This window comes from Methylobacterium sp. WL1 (assembly GCF_008000895.1).
GTDB lineage: Bacteria > Pseudomonadota > Alphaproteobacteria > Rhizobiales > Beijerinckiaceae > Methylobacterium.
Genome location: NZ_CP042823.1, coordinates 2,627,126 through 2,643,114 on the forward strand (window position 1 = coordinate 2,627,126; position 15,989 = coordinate 2,643,114).

General features: G+C 69.3%; 13 protein-coding genes. 8 read left to right on the forward strand and 5 right to left on the reverse strand.

Annotation, left to right across the window (positions count from 1 at the left end; genetic code table 11):
- Window positions 1–42 precede the first annotated feature (42 nt).
- Window positions 43–1,290: a glutamine-hydrolyzing carbamoyl-phosphate synthase small subunit gene (gene carA / locus FVA80_RS12775; RefSeq protein WP_147906654.1), complete on the forward strand. Its 1,248-nt coding sequence runs from the start codon at window positions 43–45 to the stop codon at window positions 1,288–1,290.
- A 122-nt stretch (window positions 1,291–1,412) separates the two neighbouring features.
- On the forward strand, window positions 1,413–1,790 hold the full coding sequence (locus tag FVA80_RS12780; RefSeq protein ID WP_147906653.1) for a hypothetical protein: 378 nt from the start codon (window positions 1,413–1,415) through the stop codon (window positions 1,788–1,790).
- A gap of 31 nt (window positions 1,791–1,821) precedes the next feature.
- On the opposite strand, the gene FVA80_RS12785 is transcribed toward FVA80_RS12780, so the two are convergent.
- The gene (locus FVA80_RS12785; RefSeq protein ID WP_147906652.1) at window positions 1,822–2,256 is read right to left on the reverse strand and encodes a pseudoazurin; all 435 of its coding nucleotides are present in this window, start codon (window positions 2,254–2,256) and stop codon (window positions 1,822–1,824) included.
- A gap of 305 nt (window positions 2,257–2,561) precedes the next feature.
- On the opposite strand from FVA80_RS12785, the gene carB reads away from it, so the two are divergent.
- The 6 genes from carB to FVA80_RS12815 all read left to right on the forward strand — a co-directional run bounded on the left by carB (window position 2,562) and on the right by FVA80_RS12815 (window position 10,343).
- Complete coding sequence (gene carB / locus FVA80_RS12790; RefSeq protein WP_147906651.1) at window positions 2,562–6,035, forward strand: carbamoyl-phosphate synthase large subunit; 3,474 nt, start codon at window positions 2,562–2,564, stop codon at window positions 6,033–6,035.
- Window positions 6,036–6,125: 90 nt separating this feature from the next.
- The gene (gene greA, locus FVA80_RS12795; RefSeq protein ID WP_187193718.1) at window positions 6,126–6,602 is read left to right on the forward strand and encodes a transcription elongation factor GreA; all 477 of its coding nucleotides are present in this window, start codon (window positions 6,126–6,128) and stop codon (window positions 6,600–6,602) included.
- A gap of 5 nt (window positions 6,603–6,607) precedes the next feature.
- A complete protein-coding gene (locus tag FVA80_RS12800; RefSeq protein ID WP_147906649.1) occupies window positions 6,608–7,111 on the forward strand; it encodes a hypothetical protein in 504 nt (167 codons plus the stop codon).
- A gap of 33 nt (window positions 7,112–7,144) precedes the next feature.
- Window positions 7,145–8,194: a mitochondrial fission ELM1 family protein gene (locus FVA80_RS12805; protein WP_147906648.1), complete on the forward strand. Its 1,050-nt coding sequence runs from the start codon at window positions 7,145–7,147 to the stop codon at window positions 8,192–8,194.
- 14 nt (window positions 8,195–8,208) lie between these two features.
- Complete coding sequence (trxB, locus tag FVA80_RS12810) at window positions 8,209–9,189, forward strand: thioredoxin-disulfide reductase (protein WP_147906647.1); 981 nt, start codon at window positions 8,209–8,211, stop codon at window positions 9,187–9,189.
- Between the two features lie 263 nt (window positions 9,190–9,452).
- Entirely contained in the window at window positions 9,453–10,343 is an 891-nt protein-coding gene (locus FVA80_RS12815) for a LysR family transcriptional regulator (RefSeq protein ID WP_147854249.1), read from the forward strand.
- A 145-nt stretch (window positions 10,344–10,488) separates the two neighbouring features.
- On the opposite strand, the gene msrP is transcribed toward FVA80_RS12815, so the two are convergent.
- The 4 genes from msrP to FVA80_RS12835 form a co-directional block, all read right to left on the reverse strand.
- Window positions 10,489–11,442: a protein-methionine-sulfoxide reductase catalytic subunit MsrP gene (gene msrP / locus FVA80_RS12820; RefSeq protein ID WP_147906646.1), complete on the reverse strand. Its 954-nt coding sequence runs from the start codon at window positions 11,440–11,442 to the stop codon at window positions 10,489–10,491.
- A 139-nt stretch (window positions 11,443–11,581) separates the two neighbouring features.
- Window positions 11,582–13,336, reverse strand: a complete 1,755-nt coding sequence (locus FVA80_RS12825; RefSeq protein ID WP_187193665.1) for an AMP-binding protein — start codon at window positions 13,334–13,336, stop codon at window positions 11,582–11,584.
- 102 nt (window positions 13,337–13,438) lie between these two features.
- Window positions 13,439–14,095, reverse strand: coding sequence for a hypothetical protein (locus FVA80_RS12830; RefSeq protein ID WP_187193666.1), 657 nt, complete (start codon window positions 14,093–14,095; stop codon window positions 13,439–13,441).
- A gap of 318 nt (window positions 14,096–14,413) precedes the next feature.
- Window positions 14,414–15,925, reverse strand: a complete 1,512-nt coding sequence (locus FVA80_RS12835; protein WP_147906644.1) for a leucyl aminopeptidase — start codon at window positions 15,923–15,925, stop codon at window positions 14,414–14,416.
- Between the last annotated feature and the right edge of the window lie 64 nt (window positions 15,926–15,989).

Below are 15,989 nucleotides of genomic sequence, written 5' to 3' on the forward strand. Positions count from 1 at the left end.
CGCGGTGCCTGCCTTCGGCCGGACATAAGCGAGACCGACCCGATGCTGCAAGACGCCGCCGCGCAGGCCTCCAAATCCGCTGGCTCCAAAGCCGCTGCCCCCGAGCCCTGGGCGGAGCCCGTCGCGACGGCCCTGCTGGTGCTGGCCGACGGGACCATCCTGGAGGGCTTCGGCATCGGCCGGACCGGCGTCGCCGACGGTGAGGTCTGCTTCAACACGGCGATGACCGGCTACCAGGAGATCCTGACGGACCCGTCCTATGCCGGGCAGATCGTCACCTTCACGTTCCCGCATATCGGCAATGTCGGCACCAACGACGAGGATCTGGAGAGCCTCGAGGCGGCCCCGGCCTCGGGCGTGCGCGGCACCGTGATCGCCTCGGCGGTGACCAAGCCGTCGAGCTGGCGGTCGTCGTCACATCTCGACGGCTGGCTCGACGCCCGCGGCATCGTCGGGATCACCGGGGTGGACACAAGGGCGCTCACCGCCCGCATCCGCGACGGCGGAATGCCCAACGCCGTGATCGCCAACGATCCCGAGGGCCGGTTCGACCGGGAGGCCCTGAAGGCCCGGGCCGCGGCCCTCGCCCCGATGGAGGGCCTCGACCTCGTGCCGCCGGTGACCAGCCGCGCCAACTCGGAATGGTCCGAGACCGTCTGGGCGCTCGGCGACGGCTACGGCAAGCGCGCGCCCGGCGAGGGCCTGAAGGTCGTGGCGATCGATTACGGCGTGAAGCGCAACATCCTGCGGCTGCTGGCCCAGGCCGGCTGCGACGTCACCGTGGTACCGGCCACCACCAGCGCCGAGGAGATCCTGGCGCTGAAGCCCGACGGGGTGTTCCTGTCCAACGGTCCCGGCGACCCGGCGGCGACCGGCACCTATGCCGTGCCGGTGATCCGCAAGCTGCTGGACGAGAAGGTGCCGACCTTCGGCATCTGCCTGGGGCACCAGCTCATGGGCCTCGCGCTCGGCGGCCGGACGCTGAAGATGGGTCAGGGCCATCACGGGGCGAATCACCCGGTCAAGGACAAGACCACCGGCCGGGTCGAGATCGTCTCGATGAACCACGGCTTCGCGGTGGATCCCGCGAGCCTGCCGGCCAGCGCGGTCGAGACCCATGTCTCGCTGTTCGACGGCTCGAATTGCGGGCTCACCCTCACCGACCGCCCGGCCTTCTCGGTGCAGCACCATCCCGAGGCTTCGCCTGGCCCGCGCGACAGCCACTACCTGTTCGAGCGCTTCGTCGCGCTGATGCGCTCCGGTGCGCCGGAGACCGCGAAGGACGCCTGATCGGTCCGCGTCGGCGCGATCCCATTCAGGCCGCGCCGGGGTCACAAAATCCGCGAATTCCGGCGGCTTATAGAACCCATCGACGGGCCGCACATGGCGGTTCCGTCCGGGGGGATTGCCGGATGACCATCGACGAGGCGCGCGACGACTTCTCCCGCCTGCACCGGACTTTCACGTTCCATCTCGGTGTCGCGGCCAGCCTCGCCTGGGCGACCGCGCTCTACGCCGCCGTCTACGCCCCCTGGGTGCGCAACATCCGCGCCCTGATCGATCCCGCCGCCGGCCTGGACCGGGTCGAGAGCACGGTGTCCTACCTGTTCGCGATGCCGGCCGTGCTCGCGTTCGCCTGGGTGTCCCTGTATTTCGGCCGCGAGATGCTGCGCCGGGCGCAAACGCTCTCGAACGTCGCGCTCGAATTCGCCGCCGCCGCCCTGGTCGCCTTCGGAATCTTCTACCTGTCGATCGACCGGGCGCTCGCCGCGCTTCACGCCGGATTCTGAGCGGGGACAACGGGCCGCCCCCGCCGGACCCCTACTGCACCTTCTCGAACAGCGGCTCGAAGCGCTTGGCGGCGAGCTTGCCGTGCTGGACCGCCTTTGCGGCCTCGAGGTTCTCCGGCTTGTCGCCGACCTCGATCAGGCCGACCATGCCCATGATGTAGTGCGGCGAGCACTTGAAGCCGTAGAGGCCGGGCGTGTCGAAGGTCACAGCCTCCTCCTTGCCGACCACGGTCTTGAAGGTCGGCGCGCCCTCGGGCGCCATGCCCTTGATGAGTTCGGCGTTGTGGCCCTTGTCGGCCGGCACGAACCGGACCGTGTCCCCGGGCTGAATCTTCACGAAGGCCGGATCGAAGACCATCATCCCGCTCGGGCCGTTGTTGAGCGTCTTAACGGAGACTTCCGTCGCCCGTGCGCCGGCTGCCGCGCCGAGCAGAAGCATCGCCGCGCTGAACGTTTCCCTGATCATCGTCAATCTCGAATTGTTATCGTTTCAATCGACGGACCCGTCGATCGAAAGAGCTTTATGGAGCCGGAAACGACTCGGCAATGCCGTTCGCCAACAGGCGAAGACTTCAGAACTATTTGAATCTGGCGTGAGGCCCGCGGACCCGCCTGCAACGCCCCGCACCATCGCCGAACGCGCACGGCCTTCCAATGCGCCGATCCGCCGTGTAAACGCGGCGCTCAACGACAATCCCGCCACGCGCGTCCGGGAGCAGGGCCGATCCGAGCCGTGCCCGATCGGGCGCGCTTGGCCTGAAAAGGCCGCAGATGCCCAAGCGCACCGACATCTCCTCGATCCTCATCGTCGGTGCGGGACCGATCATCATCGGGCAGGCCTGCGAGTTCGACTATTCCGGGACCCAGGCCTGCAAGGCGCTCCGTGAGGAGGGCTACCGCATCGTCCTGGTGAACTCGAACCCCGCGACGATCATGACCGACCCGGACATGGCGGACGCGACCTACGTCGAGCCGATCACCCCGGAGATCGTCGCCAAGATCATCGAGAAGGAGCGCCCCGACGCGATCCTGCCGACCATGGGCGGCCAGACGGCGTTGAACTGCGCCCTGTCGCTGCAGAAGATGGGCGTGCTGGCCAAGTACGGCGTGCAGATGATCGGCGCCACCGCGGAGGCCATCGACAAGGCCGAGGACCGGAGCCTGTTCCGGGACGCGATGACCAAGATCGGTCTCGACACCCCGAAATCGGCGCTCGCCAACGCCTCGGCGGCCAAGAAGGCCGACCGGGAGAAGTTTCTGGCCGAAATCGCCCGGATCGAGGCCGCCAACGCCGACCCGCAGGCGCGCGCCGGGGCGATCACGGCCTTCGAGCGCAAGTGGCAGTCCGGCGAATCCGAGCGGCGCAAGCGCTACAGCGAGCACGCCCTCGGGCAGGCCCTGATCGCGCTGGCCGAGGTCGGCCTGCCGGCGATCATCCGCCCGTCTTTCACCATGGGCGGCACCGGCGGCGGCATCGCGTACAACCGCGAGGAGTTCCTCGACATCGTCGAGCGCGGCATCGACGCCTCGCCGACCAACGAGGTCCTGATCGAGGAGAGCGTGCTCGGCTGGAAGGAGTACGAGATGGAGGTCGTCCGCGATAAGGCGGACAACTGCATCATCGTCTGCTCCATCGAGAACATCGACCCGATGGGCGTGCATACCGGCGACTCGATCACCGTCGCCCCCGCGCTGACGCTCACCGACAAGGAATACCAGGTGATGCGCGACGCATCGCTGGCGGTGCTGCGCGAGATCGGCGTCGAGACCGGCGGCTCGAACGTGCAGTTCGCGATCAACCCCGAGAACGGGCGGATGATCGTGATCGAGATGAACCCGCGCGTCTCGCGCTCCTCGGCGCTGGCCTCCAAGGCCACCGGCTTCCCGATCGCCAAGGTCGCGGCCAAGCTCGCGGTCGGCTACACCCTCGACGAGATCGCCAACGACATCACCGGCGGCGCGACCCCGGCCTCGTTCGAGCCGACGATCGACTACGTCGTCACCAAGATCCCGCGCTTCGCCTTCGAGAAGTTTCCGGGCGCCGAGCCGACGCTCACCACCGCCATGAAGTCGGTCGGCGAGGCGATGGCGATCGGCCGCTGCTTCGCGGAATCGCTGCAGAAGGCCCTGCGCTCGCTGGAGACCGGGCTGACCGGTCTCGACGAGATCGAGATCGAGGGCCTCGGCCGCGGCGACGACCACAACGCCATCAAGGCGGCGCTCGGCGTGCCGACGCCGGACCGGCTGCTCAAGATCGCCCAGGCCCTGCGCCTCGGCGTGAGCCACGAGGAGGTCCACGCCTCCTGCAAGGTCGATCCGTGGTTCCTGGAGCAGATCCAGGCGATCGTCGACCTGGAGAACCGGGTGAAGGCCCACGGGCTGCCGGGCACTCCCGGGGCGTTCCGCCAGCTCAAGGCCGCCGGCTTCTCGGATTCGCGCCTCGCCGTGCTGGCGAAGTTGGAGGAATCCGAGGTCCGGGCCAAGCGCCGGGCGCTCGACATCCGTCCGGTCTTCAAACGCATCGACACCTGCGCGGCCGAGTTCAAGGCGCCGACCGCCTACATGTACTCGACCTACGTCGCCCCCTTCGCCGGCACGGTCGTCGACGAGGCGCAACCGACGGATGCCAAGAAAATCATCATCCTGGGCGGCGGACCGAACCGGATCGGCCAGGGCATCGAGTTCGACTATTGCTGCTGCCACGCCTGCTACGCACTGTCGGAGGCCGGCTACGAGACCATCATGGTCAACTGCAACCCGGAGACGGTCTCGACCGACTACGACACGTCGGACCGGCTCTACTTCGAGCCGTTGACCGCCGAGGACGTGCTGGAGATCATCGAGACCGAGCGGCAGGCCGGCACGCTGCACGGCGTCATCGTGCAGTTCGGCGGCCAGACCCCGCTGAAGCTCGCCCGCGCCCTGGAGGCTGCCGGCGTGCCGATCCTCGGCACCTCGCCGGACGCGATCGACCTCGCCGAGGACCGCGACCAGTTCAAGCGCCTCCTCGACAAGCTCGGGATGAAGCAGCCGAAGAACGGCATCGCCTACTCGGTGGAGCAGAGCCGGCTGATCGCCTCCGAACTCGGCCTGCCCTTCGTGGTGCGCCCGAGCTACGTGCTGGGCGGCCGCGCCATGGCGATCATCCGCGACGAGAGCCAGTTCGCCGACTACCTGCTCGGCACGCTGCCGAGCCTGATCCCGTCCGACGTCGTCGCACGCTACCCGAACGACAAGACCGGGCAGATCAACACGGTGCTGGGCAAGAACCCGCTGCTGTTCGACCGCTACCTGTCGGACGCCGTGGAGATCGACGTGGACGCCGTCTGCGACGGGCAGGACGTGTTCATCGCCGGCATCATGGAGCACATCGAGGAGGCCGGCATCCACTCCGGCGATTCCGCCTGCTCCCTGCCGTCGCGCTCGCTCTCCCCGGAGACCATCGCCGAGCTGGAGCGCCAGACCACCGCGATGGCGCTGGCGCTCAAGGTCGGCGGCCTGATGAACGTACAGTACGCGATCAAGGACGGCGACATCTACGTGCTGGAGGTGAACCCGCGCGCCTCCCGCACCGTGCCGTTCGTCGCCAAGGTTATCGGCGAGCCGATCGCCAAGATCGCCGCCCGGGTGATGGCCGGCGAGAAGCTCGCGAGCTTCGGCCTCAAGCGCAAGGAATTGGCCCACATCGCCGTCAAGGAGGCGGTGTTCCCGTTCGCGCGCTTCCCCGGCGTCGACGTCCTGCTCGGACCGGAGATGCGCTCCACCGGCGAGGTGATTGGCCTCGATGCCAGCTTCGGCGTGGCCTTCGCCAAGAGCCAGCTCGGCTCGGGCACGCAGGTGCCGCGCTCCGGCACCGTGTTCGTCTCGGTGCGCGACGCCGACAAGGCCCGGATCCTGCCGAGCGTGAAGCTGCTGTCGGAACTCGGCTTCTCGATCCTGGCCACCGGCGGGACGCAGAGATACCTGGTCGAGAACGGCGTGCCGGCCGAGCGCGTCAACAAGGTCTTGGAGGGCCGGCCGCACGTGGTCGACTCGATCAAGAACGGTGACATCCAGCTCGTGTTGAACACGACGGAGGGCGCGGGTGCGCTGTCGGACTCGCGCTCGCTCCGCCGCGCGGCCCTCTTGCATAAGGTGCCGTATTACACCACTCTAGCCGGCGCGATGGCTGCGGCCGAAGGGATCAAGGCCTATCTAGAAGGCGATCTCCAGGTTCGCGCCTTGCAAGAATACTTTGCGGCCTGAGCCTCAGGGTCCCGCTGACTTAACTTCGTGGCCCGGGGAGAGTGCTTCACTCTCGGCCGGGCCTCTTCATTGTGGCGCGAGACGATGACGATAGACAAGGTTCCGATCACGGTGCGCGGTTTCGCGGCTCTCGAGGAGGAGCTGAAGCACCGCCAGCAGGTGGAGCGCCAGCGCATCGTCGCGGCCATCGCCGAAGCCCGCGCGCACGGCGACCTGTCCGAGAACGCCGAGTATCACGCTGCCAAGGAGGCTCAGTCCCACAACGAGGGACGCGTGATGGAACTCGAGAGCATGATTGCGCGGGCCGAGATCATCGACGTCGCGAAGCTGTCCGGCGACAAGATCAAGTTCGGCGCCACCGTGAAGCTCGTCGACGACGACACGGAGGAGGAGAAGACCTACCAGATCGTGGGCGAGCCCGAGGCCGACGTGCATGCGGGCCGGGTCTCGATCACGTCCCCGATCGCGCGGGCGCTGATCGGCAAGGGTGTCGGCGACACGGTCGAGGTGACGACGCCGGGCGGCGGTAAGTCGTACGAGGTCGTCGGCGTCCAGTTCGGCGGCTGAGCGCGATGCGCGCGTATGCCCGGAGCTGGCTCGCCGGCCTCCTCCTGCTGTGCGGGCTGGTGCCGGCCTCGGCGGCCGGCGATTTTCCGCCGACCGCGACCTTCTCCGACGTCCGGGTCGACGTGCGGCCCCTGCGGGACAAGGGCGCCGGCCTCCAGGCCGACGCGCTCGCGGCCGACCTGAGCGCGGCCCTGCGCAAGACTTTCGCGGGGCGGATCGGCGGCGCCGGACCGCGTCTGGTGGTGGTCGTGACGGCGCTGTCGTTGCGCCCCTATGTCGGCGGCGGCGCGATGCGCGGCCGGGGCGGCAATTTCGAGACCGACTACCTGGAGGGGGAGGCGCTTCTCGTCGGCCGCAACGGGCAGGTGCTCGGGCGTCACCCGCAGATGACCGCGACCCCGTCGAGCTACGGCGGCGCGTGGTACGCCCCCGATTTCGAGGCGCGGCGGCTGGCGGCGATCGCCGACATCTACGCCCAGTGGCTCGCCCGCGCCCTGCCGCGGAATTAGCCCCGGCCCGGCCCGCGGTGTAAGGCGTTCCCGATGAGAAGCATCGACGTGCCGGAGGCGACGCCCGCCCCGCCGGCTCAGACATCCGTGCGGCGCGAGCCCCCTCCCGAACTGTCGCAGGCCCGGGCCTGGATCATCACCGACGGCAAGGCCGGCGACGAGAACCAGTGCGTCGGCATCGCCGAGACCCTCGGGGTCCCGTTCGAGATCCGCCAGGTCCCGGCCGCCGGCCCATTCGGATGGGTCGCCCCGTGGGGGCCGATCGACCCGCGCGAGAGCCCGCGCCGCCGCAACGGCGCCCTGTCCGGGCCCTACCCCGACCTGCTGATCGCCTCGGGCCGCCGGGCGGTGCCGTATCTCCGGGCGCTGCGGCGCGCGACCGACGGGCGGACCTTCACGGCGTTCCTCAAGGATCCGCGGACCGGGGCGGACAGCGCCGACTTCATCTGGGTGCCGGATTACGACGATTTGCGCGGCCCCAACGTCTTCACGACCCTGACGGCGCCGCACCTGGTCACCGCCGCCCGGCTGGAGGCGGCCCGGGCCAACCCGGATCCGCGGCTCGCGAACCTCGACGGGCCGCGCGTGGCGGTGCTGGTGGGCGGCGACAGCCGGCACCTGAGCTACCGCAAGACCGACATGCAGCGCCTCGTGGGCGAGTTGCGCGGCCTGATCGACCAGGGCTGCCGGCTGATGGTGACGATCTCCCGGCGCACGCCCAACCCGCTGCGCGACGCGGTCAAGACGCTCACGGCCGAGACCGGGGGCTTCCTCTGGGACGGCACCGGCGACAACCCCTACGTCGCCATGCTGGCGCTCGCCGAGGCGATCGTGGTCACCTCCGATTCGGCCAACATGGTCAGCGAGGCGGTGGCGACCGGCGCACCCGTTCTGCTGTTCGACCTGCCGCGTACCTATATCCGGCATCGGCGGATGTTCGCCGGCCTGGCGATCGCCGGGGCGCTGCGGCCGTTCACCGGTCGCTTAGTCGATCTGCCCTACAAGCCGATCGATGCGACCCCGGTGATAGCCGAGGCGCTCGCCAAGGCTTACGCTGCGCACCGCGCGACCGGACTGACCTGAAGGGAACGAGAGAGATGGCCCACACGCACGCCAAGCTCGTGATCGTCGGATCCGGCCCGGCCGGCTACACGGCCGCGGTCTACGCCGCCCGCGCGATGGTCGAGCCGCTGCTGATCTCCGGCTTCCAACCCGGCGGCCAGCTGATGATCACCACGGACGTCGAGAACTACCCGGGCTTCGCCGAGGCGATCCAGGGGCCGTGGCTCATGGAGCAGATGCGGCTGCAGGCGGAGCATGTCGGGACCAAGATCGTCTCGGAATACATCACGTCGGTGGATCTCAAGCAGCGGCCGTTCCGGCTGGAGGCCGATTCGGGCGAGACCTATTCCTGCGATGCGCTGATCATCGCCACCGGTGCCCAGGCGAAGTGGCTCGGCCTGCCCTCCGAGGCGGCGTTCCAGGGCAGCGGCGTCTCGGCCTGCGCGACCTGCGACGGCTTCTTCTTCCGCGGCAAGGAAGTCGTGGTGGTCGGCGGCGGCAACACCGCGGTCGAGGAGGCGCTGTACCTCGCCAACATCGCCAAGAAGGTCACGGTGGTGCACCGCCGGGACAGCTTCCGGGCCGAGCGGATCCTGCAGGAGCGGCTGTTCAAGCACCCGAACGTCACCGTGCTGTGGCACCGGGAGATCGCCGAGATCTGCGGCGTGCAGAAGCCGGCTCCGACGGTCACCCATGTCCGGCTCAAGGATCCGCGTTCGGGCGAGATCAGCGACGTGCCCGCCGACGGCGTGTTCGTGGCGATCGGTCACCAGCCGGCCACCGCGATCTTCGAGGGCCAGCTGCCCATGCGCCACGGCGGCTACCTGTCGGTGCGACCGGGCACCGCCGAGACCGAGATCCCCGGCGTGTTCGCTGCGGGCGACGTGACCGACGACGTCTACCGGCAGGCGATCACGGCTGCCGGCATGGGCTGCATGGCTGCCCTGGAGGCCGAGAAGTTCCTCGCCAACCTGGAGATCGGCGAGAGCCCGATCCAGGCCGCTGCCGCCGAGTGAGACCACGCAGCGCCAAGGCTTCGGCGCTCTTGGACCAAAGTCCTGTCAACAACTTCGCGATCTGAACCCTTGCGTCGGACCATGCGCCGGGCGCATAGGGGTTCTGACCGGGCAGGGCTGCAAACCTTGCATGCCCCAGCAGCGCCGGCCGCGTCCGCGCGGCGTCGGCCGCGTGCGGATCGCCCGGTGCTACGCCTGATGCAGCACCGGCCCGGCGCGGGCCGCGCATCGAATGCGGATTCGCGGTGGTGGGGGTTCTCGCCTTGGATTGGGACAAGATCCGGATCTTCCTGAACGTCGCAGAGGCGGGCAGCTTCACCAAGGCGGGCGACGATATCGGCCTCAGCCAATCGGCGGTCAGTCGCCAGATCAGCGCCCTGGAACGTGAGCTGAAGGCGCCGCTGTTCCACCGCCACGCCCGCGGCCTGATCCTGACCGAGCAGGGCGACCTGCTGTTCCGCGCCGCCCGGGACATGAAGCTGCGCCTGGAGAACACCCGGGCGCGCCTCGTGGAGACTTCCGAGCGGCCGACCGGCGACCTCAAGGTGACCACTACGGTGGGGCTGGGCACCTCGTGGCTGTCGCAACGGGTCGGCGAATTCCTGGACCTCTACCCCGATGTGCGGATCGAGCTGATCCTGACCAACGAGGAGCTCGACCTTGCCATGCGGGAGGCGGACGTGGCGATCCGCATGCGTCGCCCGGCCCAGCCGGACCTGATCCAGCGCCGGCTGTTCACCGTGCATTACCACGCGTTCGCCAGCGTCGATTACGTCAAGCGCTTCGGCGAGCCCAAGACCATCGAGGAACTGGACAACCACCGCCTGGTCTCGTTCGGCGGCAACGAGCCCTCCTACCTGCTGGCGGCCCATTGGCTGGCCGATGCCGGGCGTGAGGGCCGCGACCGGCGCAGCGTCCACCTGACGGTGAACAACATCGGCGCGCTCCAACGGGCCATGGAAGCCGGCGCCGGCATCGGCATCCTGCCCGACTACGCGGTGGACGGCGACCAGCAGCTCACCCAGGTGCTGCGCGACACCGAGATGCCGAGCCTCGAGAGCTACCTGGTCTACGCCGAGGAGATGCGCTCGGTCGCCCGGGTGCAGGCGTTTCGCGACTTCCTGGTTTCGAAGGCGCAGCGCTGGACCTACTGACCGGCCCTTGCGCGGTCGATGATAGGTCCGGTTTCACAAAATCGTCGATCTTTTGCGGGTGCAGGGCTCCGCCCTGCAAGTCTCAGGGGCTTCGCCCCTGAGAACCCCACCAAGGCGCCCAGGCCATTTGGGATCTAGTCGTCCCTCATAGGAACAGCCGCTCGCCCTCCAGCCCCTTGTACAGCCCGGCGACCTGCTCGCCGTAGCCGTTGTAGATCAGCGTGGGCACCCGCTCGTCGGTGCCCAGGACCCGCTCGGAGGCCTGGCTCCAGCGCGGATGCGGCACCGCCGGGTTCACGTTGGCCCAGAAGCCGTACTCCGAGGCCTGCAGGCCCTCCCAGAACGTCTTGGGTCGGTCGGCGGTGAACGAGATCTTGACCAGCGACTTCGCCGACTTGAACCCGTATTTCCACGGCACCGCGATGCGGATCGGCGCGCCGAACTGGTTCGGCAGCGGCTTGCCGTAGACGCCCGTGACCACGAAGGCGAGGTCGTTGCCGGCCTCGGCCAGGGTCAGACCCTCGGTGTAGGGCCAGGGATAGTAGAACGCGCGCTGGCCCGGTGCCATCGCCTTGTCCATGAAGGTCTCGAACCGGATATACTTGGCTCCGGAGCCGGGCTTGGCGAGCGCCACGAGCTTCGACAGGGGAAACCCCGTCCACGGCACCGACATCGACCAGGCCTCGACGCAGCGGTGACGGTACAGCCGCTCCTCAAGGCCGATCTTCCGGATCAGGTCCTCGACGCCGATCTCGAACGGCTTCTCCACAAGGCCGTCGATCTTCAGCGTCCAAGGCTGGGTCTTGAGGGCGTTGGCGGCCGGCAGCACCGTCTTGGACGTGCCGAACTCGTAGAAGTTGTTGTATGCGCCGCTGAACTGCTCCGGCGTCAGCGGCCGGTCCAGCGTGTAGGCCGGGTTGCGCGGCGCCGGGTAGAGCGCCGCATCACCGGCGGCCGCGAAGGCGGAGCGACCGCCCAGGACGGATCCGGCGGCCAGCCCGGCGGCGGCTCCGATCAGTGCCCGGCGATTCAGGAAGACGGCCTCGGGCGTGGCCTCGGTCTCCGGGATCTCCCACCCGCGCCTGCTCCGGATCAACATCGCTTCTCCTCGCCTGTCCCGCGCGAACAGCCCACAGATCGGTCTGCGCCGACAGGGGTACAACCGCCGCAGTCTCACCATTCGGCGATCGGGGCAGGCGGTTACGTGCGCGGCCGACGACGATCCGCCGCGGGCACGCTCAGCCGGGCGGCGTCTCGTCGCGCAGGACCCGGCGCAGCACCTTGCCGACATTGGTCTTGGGCAAGGCGTCGTGCAGCACCACCCGGCGGGGCACCTTGTAGCCGGTGAGCTGGGTGCGGGCATGCGCCCGCAGGGCGTCGGTGGAGACCGCCGGATCCTTCATCACCACGTGGGCGACCACCATCTCGCCGGTCTCCTCGCTCGGCGCGCCGACCACCGCGCATTCCAGAACCGCCGGATGGGCCGCCAGCACCTCCTCGACCTCGTTCGGATAGACGTTGAACCCCGAGACGAGGATCATGTCCTTCATCCGGTCGACGATCTTGATCTGGCCGTCCGGCTCCATCACGGCGACGTCCCCGGTGCGGAAGAAGCCGTCCGGCGTCATCGCGCGCGCGGTCTCATCCGGCCGGTTCCAGTAGCCGCGCATCACCTGGGGCCCGCGCACGCAGATCTCGCCCGGCTGGCCCGGCGGCACCGGCTTGCCGGCGGCGTCGCGGATCGAGAGTTCGGTGGACGGGAACGGGAACCCGATCGTCCCGGAGAACTCCGTCATGCCGGGCGGGTTGGCGCTCACCACCGGGGAGGTCTCCGACAGGCCATAGCCCTCCAGGATGGTGTTGCCGGTGAGCGCCTTCCAGCGCTCGGCCACGGGCCGCTGCACCGCCGTCCCGCCCCCGACGACGAAGTCGAGGTTCGAGAAGTCGACCGTGCCGATCTTGGGGTGGTTGATCAGCACGTTGAACAGCGTGTTCACGCCCATCAGGCACGTGAAGCGGTGGCGGCTGAGGGTCTTCACCATGCCGTCGCAGTCGCGCGGATTGGGGATCAGCAGGCACGACCCGCCGTTGCGCATGAACTGGAAGAAGCAGGCCGTCAGCGCGAAGATATGGTAGAGCGGCAAGGCCGTGACGGCGCAGCGGAGGATGCTCGGATCCTTCGAGTTGAACCAGACCTGCGACTGCTCGACGTTGGCCATGATGTTGCGGTGGCTGAGCATCGCCGCCTTGGCCACGCCCGTTGTCCCGCCGGTGTATTGGAGGAACGCCAGATCCTCCGGCGCGACCGGCACCAAGGCGTGCGGCATGCCGCTGCCCCGGCGCAGGGCGGTCGTGAACGGCAGCGCCAGCCCGTCGGGCAGCTGGAACGGCGGCACGGCCTTGCGCACGTGGCGGCTAGCCAGGTTGATCACCTGACCCTTGAGCCCGAGGCCGTCGCCGGGGCCGACCAGGAGGATGCGCTCCAGCGTCACGTCGGCCAGAGCCGCCGCGACGGTCGCGCCGAAATTCTCGAGGACGATCAGGAAGCGAGCGCCCGAATCGTTGATCTGCTGGGAAAATTCCCGGGGCGTGTAGAGCGGGTTGACGTTGACCACCGTCCCGCCGGCCGAGAGCACACCGAACAGGGCCACCGCGTAGGCCGGCACGTTCGGCAGCATGATCGCGACGCGGTCGCCCTTCGCCAGCCCCTGGGCGCGCAGCCAGGCCGCCAGGGCGCGCGCCTGCTTGCCGAGGCCCGCATAGGTCAGGGTCGAGCCGAAGCAGAGCATCGCCGGGCGGTCGGCGAAGGCCGAGACGCTGGTCTCGAACAGGTCGACCAGCGTACCGAGGCTGTCGACGTCGATCTCGGCCGGGACCCCCGGCGGATAGGCGGCGAGCCAGGGACGGGGGGAAAGCCGTGCGAACGCCGGATCCGTCTCGGACCCGTGCGTGCGTGCCGTCGCACCGTGCTCGATTACGCTGGCCTCGCGCATCGCGTCGTCTCCCGCGAGCCCGACTCTCGACGGTCGGGTCTCGTCCCTACGCAGAACCCCCCGACTGTGGGCGAACCCACCGCCACTAGCAAGGCGCCGCCGTCAGGCGGTTCGACGTAGCCGGCTGAATGTCGTCAGCGCGGCGTGCGGCAGGGCGGCGACGGAAAGGAGCAGCGCGGCAAGGCCGGCCTCGGGCAGGCGCAGGCCCCGGAGCGGCCAGGATCCGAACCCCAGCGGGACCGCGAGCCCGATCACGCCGGCGCCGAACCAGAGGGCCAGGTACGCCAGCAATCCGGCCCCGATCCGCCGCAGACGCGGGCGCAGGGGCCGGTTGGCGGCCAGAGCGAACAGGCCGAGGGTGCCGCCGAAAATCGCCGCCGCGACGCCGGCGCCGAGCCCGTAGGCCAGCCATAGGGGCTGATGGGTCAGGAACGCCATCCCGCCGGTGGCGTAGCCGCCGCGCAGGATCAGGCCTCCGAAGGTCGGGTAGAGACCGATCACAGCGAGGGCCGCGGTGCCGAGCGACGCGAACAGGATCCGTCGGAATGCCGAGGCCGGCCCCGGCCCCGCCGCGACCGTCGCGAGATGCGCCATCCCGTAGACGAGCGCGAAGGCGAAGAGCGGATAGCGGGCGATGAAGTAGCCGTAGATCCAGGGCTCGAACGCCTCCGGCACGGCGGAGCGCTGGCTGAAGCCGGTGACGGTCACCAGCGCCAGCGCCGCGAGCGCGGCCAGGATCGGGGCTGCGGCCAGGAGCATCTTTCTCAGATCGGCCACAGACGCATGGGTCTGGTCACGCGCAACGGACTGCACAGGGCGCGCCCCTATCAAACGATCGTTCCGTTGCCGGCGTCCGGATCATGCTGGCACCTGGGCACCCACCTTGTCATCCCGGGGCCGCGCAGCGGAGCCCGGGATCCATAGCCACCGACCGATGGAAACCTGGCCGCATCGGCGATTATGGGTTCCGGGTTCGCCTGCGGCGCCCCGGAATGACAAAATGGGTCTGTCAGGCTGCCGTCCATAGACCAAACGACGGCATCTCCGACGCTGAGCGGCTCAGACAGATGATCCGCCTCACCGCGCCTCGTAATGGTCGCGCACCAGCCGGTCGAGGAGGCGCACGCCCCAGCCCGCGCCCCAGCTGCGGTTGATCTCGCTGGCGTTCGACGACATCGCCACGCCCGCGATGTCGAGATGCGCCCACGGCACCTCCTCGACGTAGCGCTTGATGAACGAGGCCGCGGTGGCGGCGCCGCCGTGGCGGCCGCCGGTGTTCTTCATGTCGGCGAACTTGGAATCGATCGCCTTGTCGTAGGCGGGGATCAGCGGCATCCGCCAGACCTTCTCGCCCGTGGCCTCGCCGGCAGCGTTGATGTTGGCGGCCAGCGCGTCGTCGTTCGAGAACATCCCGGCGATGTCCTGGCCGAGCGCCACGATGATCGCCCCGGTCAGCGTCGCGAGATCGACCATCGCCTTCGGCTTGGCGCTACGGACCACGTGGGTGATCACGTCGGCGAGCACGAGGCGGCCCTCCGCGTCGGTGTTGATGACCTCGATGGTCTGGCCGGACATGGAGGTCAGGATGTCGGACGGGCGGTAGGCGCCGCCGTCCGGCATGTTCTCGACGATGCCGATGGCGCCGACGACGTTGCACCGGGCCTTCCGGCTGGCAAGCGCGTGGAGCGCGCCGACCACGGCGGCCGCGCCGCCCATGTCGCCCTTCATGTCCTCCATGCCGCCGCCCGGCTTGATTGAGACGCCGCCGGAATCGAACACCACGCCCTTGCCGATGAAGGCGACCGGTGCCTCGCCGGCGGGGCCGCCGTTCCAGCGCATGATCACGATGCGCGGCTCGCGGACCGAGCCCTGCGCCACCGCGAGCAGCGCGCCCATACCGAGTTCGCGCATACGCGCCGGCTCGATGACCTCGATCTCGACGCCGAGCTTCGACAGCTCCGAGGCGCGCCGGGCGAACTCTTCCGGGAAGAGCACGTTCGGCGGCTCGTTCACGAGGTCGCGCGCCAGGATCACGCCCTCGGACAGGGTCCGGGCGCCCTCGCCCTCGCGGGAGGCCGTGCCGTGCTCGGCGAGCAGGAGGGTGAGCGTGGTGCCGCTCTTGTCCTCGGCGTCGGGCTTCTTCTTGGTCTTGTAGCGGTCGAAGGCGTAGACCCGCAGGCGCGCGCCCAGCGCGAACTCGCCGGCCTGCGCGGCGCTGACATTCGTGCCCGGCCAGTCGAGCACCACCCGGGCCGCCCGGCCCGCGACCTTGCCGGCGGTGAAGCCGCCGAGCGCCGGCCAGTCGGTCTTGGCCCGGTCCTTCTCGGAGCCGAGCCCGACCACGACGAGCCGGTCGGCGCTGACGCCCGCCGGCGTCGGCAGGCTCATGGCGCTGAGCGAGCGGCCCTTGAATTTCTCCGAGGCCGCGGCCTTCGCCACGAGGTCGGCACCCGCGGCGCCGAGCGCCGCCCGGGCCGCCGATCCGAGGGCGAGGTCGTCGCCGACGAACACCACGAGATCGCCCGTTCCCCCCGGGCCCTGGCCACTCTGCTCCAGGGGTCCGAAACCGATCTCGATACCGTCCGCCATACCCGTCGTCCTGCCCAATGTTCCGCAGCCGTTCCCACGCTTGGGCCATGCCGCAAGGCGTGAT